The sequence below is a fragment of the Verrucosispora sp. SN26_14.1 genome, from assembly GCF_004307965.1.
Lineage (GTDB): Bacteria > Actinomycetota > Actinomycetes > Mycobacteriales > Micromonosporaceae > Micromonospora.
The window spans coordinates 1-8,136 of sequence record NZ_SISL01000272.1 but is presented as its reverse complement, the minus strand read 5'-3'; the positions used below and the strand labels follow the sequence as shown (position 1 = coordinate 8,136).

At 73.6% G+C, this 8,136-nt stretch carries 6 protein-coding genes and 1 pseudogene; 5 read left to right on the top strand and 2 right to left on the bottom strand.

Going from position 1 to position 8,136, the window contains the following annotated elements:
• A pseudogene (locus tag EYA84_RS21295) lies at nucleotides 1-698 on the bottom strand (GGDEF domain-containing protein); the annotation flags it as partial.
• Nucleotides 699-772: 74 nt separating this feature from the next.
• On the opposite strand from EYA84_RS21295, the gene prmC reads away from it, so the two are divergent.
• The 4 genes from prmC to EYA84_RS21275 all read left to right on the top strand — a co-directional run bounded on the left by prmC (nucleotide 773) and on the right by EYA84_RS21275 (nucleotide 5,195).
• Nucleotides 773-1,732 (top strand): peptide chain release factor N(5)-glutamine methyltransferase, encoded by a 960-nt coding sequence (gene prmC / locus EYA84_RS21290; protein WP_201272447.1) that lies wholly within the window; start codon nucleotides 773-775, stop codon nucleotides 1,730-1,732.
• A complete protein-coding gene (locus EYA84_RS21285) occupies nucleotides 1,732-2,376 on the top strand; it encodes an L-threonylcarbamoyladenylate synthase (protein ID WP_131054810.1) in 645 nt (214 codons plus the stop codon). The genes prmC and EYA84_RS21285 overlap by 1 nt, the downstream gene beginning before the upstream one ends.
• A complete protein-coding gene (locus EYA84_RS21280; RefSeq protein WP_131054809.1) occupies nucleotides 2,377-2,988 on the top strand; it encodes a phosphotyrosine protein phosphatase in 612 nt (203 codons plus the stop codon).
• Between the two features lie 95 nt (nucleotides 2,989-3,083).
• Nucleotides 3,084-5,195 carry a transglycosylase domain-containing protein gene (locus EYA84_RS21275; protein ID WP_131054808.1) on the top strand — a complete coding sequence of 704 codons (2,112 nt, stop codon included), beginning with the start codon at nucleotides 3,084-3,086 and terminating at the stop codon, nucleotides 5,193-5,195.
• Nucleotides 5,196-5,210: 15 nt separating this feature from the next.
• On the opposite strand, the gene EYA84_RS21270 is transcribed toward EYA84_RS21275, so the two are convergent.
• A complete protein-coding gene (locus EYA84_RS21270) occupies nucleotides 5,211-6,695 on the bottom strand; it encodes an SDR family oxidoreductase (RefSeq protein WP_131054807.1) in 1,485 nt (494 codons plus the stop codon).
• Between the two features lie 35 nt (nucleotides 6,696-6,730).
• On the opposite strand from EYA84_RS21270, the gene glyA reads away from it, so the two are divergent.
• A complete protein-coding gene (gene glyA, locus EYA84_RS21265) occupies nucleotides 6,731-8,017 on the top strand; it encodes a serine hydroxymethyltransferase (protein WP_131054806.1) in 1,287 nt (428 codons plus the stop codon).
• Nucleotides 8,018-8,136: the final 119 nt, after the last annotated feature.

Sequence of the window (8,136 nt, the reverse complement as noted above, 5' to 3'; positions counted from 1 at the left end):
GTGGTGGACTCGCCCAGACCGGCCGCCGCGTAGCCGTACGCGGCCAGGCTGCTCGGCCGCAACCGGTCGGCGCGGCCGGCGGTGACGAACCGGTCCAGGTCGGTGGCGACGTCCCGCAGGACCCGCAGGCACCCGTCGCTGTCGCCGGTGTGGTCCAGGGCGACCGCGTTGCGCAGCCGGATCCCGGGGGCGGCGAAGGTCTCCTCCGGGATTCCGGCGGCGGTGCCGAGCTGACGGGCCCGTTCGATCGCACCGAGCGCGTACCCGTGGAAGCTGAGATAGGAGTACGCCATCGCCAGGTCGTGCCAGCCCCAGGCGGTGTCGCGGTCCGGGTCGTCGACCGCGCCCAGCGCCCGGGCGGCCTTCACCAGGTGCGTCACGCAGCGGTCCAGCGCGCCCTGGTGGTGGGCGGCCAGCGCGGCCAGCGCGTTGAGGTGGCCGTGCAGGTACGGCTCGGCGAGGTCGCGGACGGCGGCGGACGCCTCCTCGATCGCCCGGGTGTACTCCGCCGTACGGCCGAGATTGATCAACGCCGAGAGCCGCTGGACGAGCGCGTCGGCGCGGACCCGGGAGTCGCTGCTGGTGCACAGCACCCGATCCAGGAGCGCGGACGCCTCGGCCGAGCGGCTCACCTCCTGCAACGCCCGCGCCTTCGTCAGGGCGTCAACCTGGTCATCGACCCGGTCGAGCCAGCCCACCCGCGACCTCCCGTCGGTGTGTCGCCGGATGCACCCGCTTATGCACGTGCACCGCGACGACTCATGATTATGGCGTGACCTCCGTGCCGCAACACCCGTCCGAAGGGACGAGACGTGAGCGCCCCACCGTCGTGCTGGCGTGGGCCGCCCGTGCGCTGGCCGACGCCGGGGTGCCCTCGGCCCGTGCCGAGGCGGAGATTCTGGCCGCGTACGTGCTGGCCGTGCCCCGGGGACGGCTGGCGCTCGCGGACGGTCTCACCGACGAGCAACGCGACCGTTTCGAGGCGTTGGTGAGCCGGCGTTGCCGGCGTGAACCGCTGCAACATCTCACCGGGAGCGCCGGCTTCCGGCATCTGGAACTGGCCGTCGGGCCGGGCGTCTTCGTGCCCCGCCCGGAGACCGAGCTGCTCGCCGGCTGGGGTGTCGAGCGGGCCGCCGAGCGGGTGGCCGACGGGGTGACGCCGGTGGTGGTGGACCTGTGCAGCGGGTCGGGGGCGATCGCGTTGGCGGTGGCGCAGGAGGTGCCGGCCGCCCGCGTGGTGGCGGTGGAACGTGCGCCTGCCGCGCTGGCCTGGCTGCGTCGCAACGCGGCGACCCGGGCGGCGGCGGGGGACCGGCCGATCGAGGTGCTGGCGGCCGACGTGACCGCACCGGACCTGCTGGCGGAGCTGGTCGGCCGGGTGGACGTGCTGCTCTGCAACCCGCCGTACGTGCCGCTCGCGGTGGTCGTACCGCCGGAGGTGGCCGGGCACGACCCGGCGGAGGCGGTGTTCGGCGGGGACGACGGTCTGACCGTGATCCGTCCGGTGCTGCGGCGGGCGGCGGCCCTGCTGCGGCCCGGTGGTGCGCTCGGGGTGGAGCACGACGACACCCACGGCGCGTCGGTGCCCGACCTGCTCGCCGCCGACGGCCGGTACACCGCGATCACCGCGCACCACGACCTCGCCGGCCGCTCCCGTTTCGCCACCGCGTTCCGTCGCACGGACCACCGGCGACCCGCGACGGCCGACACGTGGCAGACTGGCTCCTCGTGATGCTCTACGACTGCCGGTCCCTCGCCAACCGGGACCGCGGCATCGCTGCGGCCATCGAGGCGGTGCGCAACGGCGAACTGGTCGTCCTGCCGACCGACACCGTGTACGGGGTCGGTGCCGACGCCTTCACGCCGTACGCGGTGAAGGCGTTGGTGGACGCCAAGGGTGGGACGCAGGCGTCGCCGCCGGTGCTGATCGGCTCCCGACACACCCTCGACGGTCTGGTCTACACGCTGCCGCAGGCCGCCCGGGATCTGGTGGAGGCGTTCTGGCCGGGGGCGCTGACCATCCTGGTGAAGCACTCGGCGAGCCTGCGGTGGGATCTCGGTGACGACAGCGGGGTGGTGGCGGTCCGGATGCCGCTGCACCCGGTGGCGCTGGAGGTGCTGCGGGAGACCGGGCCGATGGCGGTCGCCTCGGCCAACAAGATCGGCCGTCCGGCGGCGCAGACCGCCGACGAGGCGCGGGAGCAGCTGGCGTACTCGGTGCGGGCCTACCTGGAGGCCGGACCGGCCGTCGACCCGCTGCCCAGCACGATCGTCGACCTGACCGGTGAGGTGCCGACGATGGTCCGCGAGGGCGCCATCGACCTGGCCCGGCTGCGCGACGTGGTGCCGGAGCTGGTCGAGAGCCGGGTGGCGTGAATGCCTCCGTTCACCGTCCTGCACGTCTGCATGGGGAACATCTGCCGCTCGCCGATGGCGGAGCGGCTGCTCACCCTCGCGGTGGGCCAGCGACTGGCCCGGCGTGACCTGGACCCCGGCCGGGTGGAGGAGCTGCTGCACAGCCACAGCGCGGGCACCGGGGGCTGGCACGCGGGCGAGGAGATGAACCCGCCGGCGGCCCGCCAGGTGACCACCCGGGGCGGCACCGTGAGCGGCTTCGCCGCGCGGAAGCTGCGTTCCGACCACATCGACGCCGCGGACCTGGTCCTGACCGCCACCGCCGACCAGCAGGAGTACGTGGTGGCGTTGCGCCCCGACGCCGCCGCGCGCACCTTCGTGCTGGGTGAGTTCGGTCGGCTGCTGACCGCGCTGGACCGCGACGGGCTGCCCTCGGTCGAGGCCACCCCGGACGCGGTGTACGCCCGGGGCGTGGCGGTGGTGGAGGCCGCGAACGTCGCCCGTCAGGGCACGTCGTTGCTGCCCAGCGACGACCTCGACGATCCGTGGGGACGCGGCGACCAGTGCTTCAGCCGGGTGGCGGACGAGATCGAGGAGACGATCCATCCGCTCGCGGCGATCCTGCTGCCCTGATCGGTGAATTACCTCCGGGTTTGAGGAAAACCGAGGCGTAAAGGGTGGTTAGCGCCATTCTGGGAGGGTCCTGACGGCTCCTGCGGGGAGAGCTGATGACCCGGGCGTTCCTGCCGAAAGTGTTCACCGTTCTGCTGGCCGGCACGCTGGCCGGCCTGGCGCTGGCGGTGGCGGCACTGCCGGCCGCGCTGGTGTTCGGGATCGGCTTCTCGGCGGTGGCCGAGCCGTACACCGAGCTGCCCAACACACTCCGGACGCCACCCACGGCCCAGCGGTCCAACCTGTACGCCAAGGACGGCACCACCCTGATCACCTCCTTCTATCAGGAGGACCGGGTGGACGTGCCGCTGGACGAGGTGGCCCCGGTGATGCGCCAGGCCATCATCGCCGCCGAGGACGTCCGGTTCCACGAGCACAGCGGCGTCGACCTGCGGGGCGTGGCGCGGGCCTTCGCCGCCAACCAGGGCTCCGGCGGCACGCGGCAGGGCGCCTCCACGCTGACCATGCAGTACGTCCGCAACGTGTTGAGCACGGACCCCCGGTTGACCGAGTCGCAACGGGCGGCGGCCACCGAGGTGAGCACCGCCCGCAAGATCCAGGAGATGCGGTACGCGCTGGCGCTGGAACGGGAGCTGACCAAGGACCAGATCCTGGCCCGGTACCTCAACATCGCGTACTTCGGTGCCGGGGCGTACGGCGTCGCCGCCGCCAGCAAGCGGTACTTCTCCACCTCGCCGGACCGGCTCACGCTGGCACAGGCGGCGATGCTGGCCGGGCTGGTCCGTTCCCCGCACACCGACGACCCGATCAACGGTGACGCGGACGCGGCCACCGCCCGCCGGGGGTACGTGCTGGACCAGTTGGTCGCCACCGGCCAGGTCACCGGCGAGGTGGCGGACGAGGCCCGGGCGGAAGCGCTGAACCTGCGCCCCAGCGAGACGCCGAACGACTGCACGGCGGTGCCCTCGGGACACAACGACTGGGGCTTCTTCTGTGACTGGTTCACCCGCTGGTGGAACGAGCAGAAGGCGTTCGGCGGCACGGTCGACGAGCGGCAGCGCACCCTGCGCCGGGGCGGCTTCACCATCGTCACCTCGCTCGACCCGAGCGTGCAGCGGGCCACCACCGAGCAGGTGCGGCGGGTCTACTCGGTGGACGAGCCGCATGCCATGCCGACGGCGGTCGTCGAGCCCGGCACCGGTCGGGTGCTCGCCATGTCGGTCAACCGCAACTACAGCGTCGCGGCCAACCCGCACGGGCAGACCAACTACCCGAACACGGTCAACCAGCTCGTCGCCGGTGGCGGCACGATCGTCGGGTACCAGGCCGGTTCGACGTTCAAGCTGTTCACCATGCTGGCCGCGTTGGAGGCCGGGATGCCGCTGCGGACCGTCTACGACGCGCCGACCCGCATCCTCACCGACTACCGGATCAGCGGCGAGACGAACTGCGGCGGGTACTGGTGCCCGTCGAACGCCAGCGCCTCGATGCGCGGCGAGCACGACATGTGGTCCGCGTTCGGCGAGTCGGTCAACACGTACTTCGTCTGGCTGACCGAGCGGGTCGGCGCGGACCGCGTGGTGGAGATGGCCGAGCGGCTCGGCATCGTGCTGCGGGCCGAGGACGACGTCCGGCTGGCCCGGCACGGCGCGCGCGAGTGGGGGCCGTTCACCCTGGGGGTGGCCGCCACCACCCCGCTGGACCTGGCCGGGGCGTACGCCACGCTGGCGGCCGAGGGGACGTGGTGCGCGCCCACCCCGGTCACCTCGATCGTCGACGGCACCGGCCGCCGGGTGACCGCGGGCCAACCGGACTGCCGCCAGGTGCTCGACGTGGACGTGGCCCGCGCGGCGGCGGACGCCGCCCGCTGCCCGGTCGGGGACCAGTCGATGTACCAGGGCTGCCACGGCGGCACCGCCACCGCCCTGCGCGGACAGCTCGGTCGGCCGGTGGCCGGCAAGACGGGCAGTTCCGAGCGGTACGCCACGGAGACCGTGGTGGCCTTCACCCCGCAGCTCGCGGCGGCGGCGATGGCGGCCAACCCGGACGATCCGCAGGACGCGGTCGGCCGGGCGGTGCAGAGCCGGATGGTGGAGGGGGTGGGGGAGATCCTCGCCTTCGCGCTGCGCGACGTGCCGTCCCGGGACTTCGTGCCGCCCAGCGAGACGACCGCGTGGCGGTACACCACCACCCGCAGCGGCGACTGAGCGAGCGGGCGACGGTCAGCGCGCCGCCGGTGGCGCCTCGACGGCGGTCCGCTCGGCGTCGGCGGCGATGTTGCGGGCCATCCCGCCGAAGACCACCGCGTGGAACGGCGCCACCGCCGCCCAGTACGCGTGCCCGGCCAGGCCCCTGGGAATGAAGACGGCCCGCTGGCGGTACCGGACCTGCCCGTCGTCGTCGCGCCGCACCTGCATCTCCAACCAGGCCCGGCCGGGCAGCCGCATCTCGGCCCGCAGCCGGAGCAGCTCACCGGGGAGGATCTCCTCCACCCGCCAGAAGTCCAGCGCCTCGCCCACCCGCAGCCGGTGCGGATTCCGCCGGCCCCGGCGCAGCCCGACGCCGCCCACCAGCCGGTCCAGCCAGCCGCGCACCGACCAGGCCAGCGGGAACGAGTACCAGCCGTGCTGGCCGCCGACCCCCTCGACGACCCGCCACAGCGCCTCCGGCGAGGCCGCCACCGGCTGCTCCCGCACGTCGGTGTAGACGCTGCCGCCGCTCCAGTGCGGGTCGCTGGGCAGCGGCTCGGCCGGGGCGTCCCGGCCCGCCGCCGACGACCAGCGGGTCTCCACCTCGGCGTCGCGGACCTTGGCCAGCGCCAGATCGACCGCCCGGTCGAAGCCGGTCAACCCCTCCGGCGGGTCCGGCAGGTACGCCGCGATGTCGTGCTCGTGCGCCACCGCCTCGTGCACCAGGCTCTCCACCAGCGGACGGGCGAGGGCGTTCGGTACCGGGGTGACCAGACCGACCCAGTGCGAGGAGAGCCGGGGCGTCAACGCGCGGACCGGCAGCAGGACCCGGCGGCTCAGTCCGGCGACCCGGGCGTACCGCTGCATCATGTCGCCGAAGGTGAGCACGTCCGGGCCGGCGATGTCGAAGGCCCGGTTCACCTCCGGCGGCAGGCCCACGCAGCCGACCAGGTAGCGCAGCACGTCCCGGACGGCGATCGGCTGCACCCGGTTCGACACCCAGCGCGGGGTGACCATCACCGGCAGCCGTTCGGTCAGGTAACGCAGCATCTCGAACGAGGCCGAGCCGGAACCGATGATCACCGCCGCGCGCAGCACCACCGTGGGCACGCCGCTGCCCAGCAGGATCCGGCCCACCTCGGTCCGCGAGCGCAGGTGCGCCGAGGAGGCGTCACCGGCCGCCGGTTCCGGCCCCCCGAGATAGACGATCCGGCGTACGCCCGCCGCCTGGGCCGCCGTCGCGAAGGCCGACGCGGCCTGCCGGTCGGCGTCCTCGAAACCGGCCTGCCCGAGCGAGTGCACGAGGTAGTACGCGACGTCGACGTCGTCGAAGACCCCGGCCAGGCTCTCCGGCCGGCTCAGGTCCCCCTCGGCGATCTCGACCTGCCCGGCCCACGGCACGTCCCGCAGCCGTCCGGCCCGCCGGGCCAGGCAGCGCACGGTGTGTCCCTCGGCCAGCAGGTGCGGCGCCAGCCGCCCGCCGATGTAGCCTGTCGCACCGGTCACCAGACATCTCACGGCCTCCAGTCTGCGGCCGAATAGACTCGGGCGCTGTGGAGACCGGTAAGGGCACCTTCTGGGGGCCCGACTTCGAGCAGCTCAGCACCACGGATCCGGAGATCGCGGAGGTGGTGCTCGGCGAGCTGGACCGGCTGCGCGGCGGTCTGCAACTGATCGCCAGCGAGAACCTCACCTCCCCGGCGGTGCTGGCCGCGCTCGGCTCGACGCTGACCAACAAGTACGCCGAGGGCTATCCGGGTCGGCGCTACTACGGCGGGTGCGCCCAGGTGGACCGGGCCGAGGAACTCGGCATCGCCCGGGCCCGGGAGCTGTTCGGCGCCGAGCACGCCAACCTCCAGCCGCACTCGGGCGCGAGCGCCAACCTGGCCGCGTACGCCGCGCTGGTGCAGCCGGGTGACACGGTGCTGGCGATGGAACTGCCGCACGGCGGGCACCTGACCCACGGCAGCCGGGTGAACTTCTCCGGCAAGTGGTTCGACACGGTCGGCTACACCGTCCGGCGGGACACCGAGCTGATCGACTACGACGATCTTCGTGACCTGGCCCGCACGCACCGACCGAAGATGATCATCTGTGGCGCGACGGCGTACCCGAGGCTGATCGACTTCGCCCGGTTCCGGGAGATCGCCGACGAGGTGGGCGCGTACCTGATGGTGGACGCGGCGCACTTCATCGGGCTGGTCGCCGGGCAGGCTATCCCCTCCCCGGTGCCGTACGCCGACGTGGTCTGCGCGACCACGCACAAGGTGCTGCGCGGTCCACGCGGCGGGATCATCCTCTGCCGCGAGTCGCTGGCCGAGCGGATCGACAAGGCGGTCTTCCCGTTCACCCAGGGCGGACCGTTGATGCACGCGGTGGCGGCCAAGGCCGTCGCGTTGCGCGAGGCGGCGCAGCCGGAGTACCGCACGTACGCCGCGCAGGTGGTGGCCAACGCGCAGGCGCTCGCCGACGGGTTGGCGGCGGAGGGGATGCGGCCGGTCTCCGGCGGCACCGACACCCACCTGGCCCTGGTCGACCTGCGGGAGACCGGGGTGACCGGAGCGCAGGCGGAGGCCCGCTGCGACGCGGCGACCATCACACTGAACAAGAACGCCATCCCGTACGACCCGCAGAAGCCGATGGTCGCCTCCGGCATCCGGGTGGGCACCCCGAGCGTCACCACGCAGGGCATGGGCGAGCCGCAGATGCGCCAGGTCGCCGAGCTGATCGCCCGGGCGGTACGCACCGACCCGGCGGCTCCGGGTGGCACCGACGAGCTGGCCCGCGTCGCCTCCGACGTGGCCGAGCTGGTCGCCGAGTTCCCGGCGTACGCCCGATGACCGCGCCTCGTGCGGGGGAGCCCGGCGCCATCCGTGCCCGCCTGCCGCACCTGCGCCTGCCGCTGCTGGCCTGTGCCGGGCTGGCCGTGGTCGGCGTGCCGGTCGCCGCGCTGCTGCGG

Excerpts from the sequence above, each read along its gene's own strand:
- EYA84_RS21285 (WP_131054810.1), top strand. The coding sequence starts at position 1,732 with ATGCTCTACGACTGCCGGTCCCTCGCCAACCGGGACCGCGGCATCGCT.
- EYA84_RS21280 (WP_131054809.1), top strand. The coding sequence starts at position 2,377 with ATGCCTCCGTTCACCGTCCTGCACGTCTGCATGGGGAACATCTGCCGC.
- EYA84_RS21275 (WP_131054808.1), top strand. The coding sequence starts at position 3,084 with ATGACCCGGGCGTTCCTGCCGAAAGTGTTCACCGTTCTGCTGGCCGGC.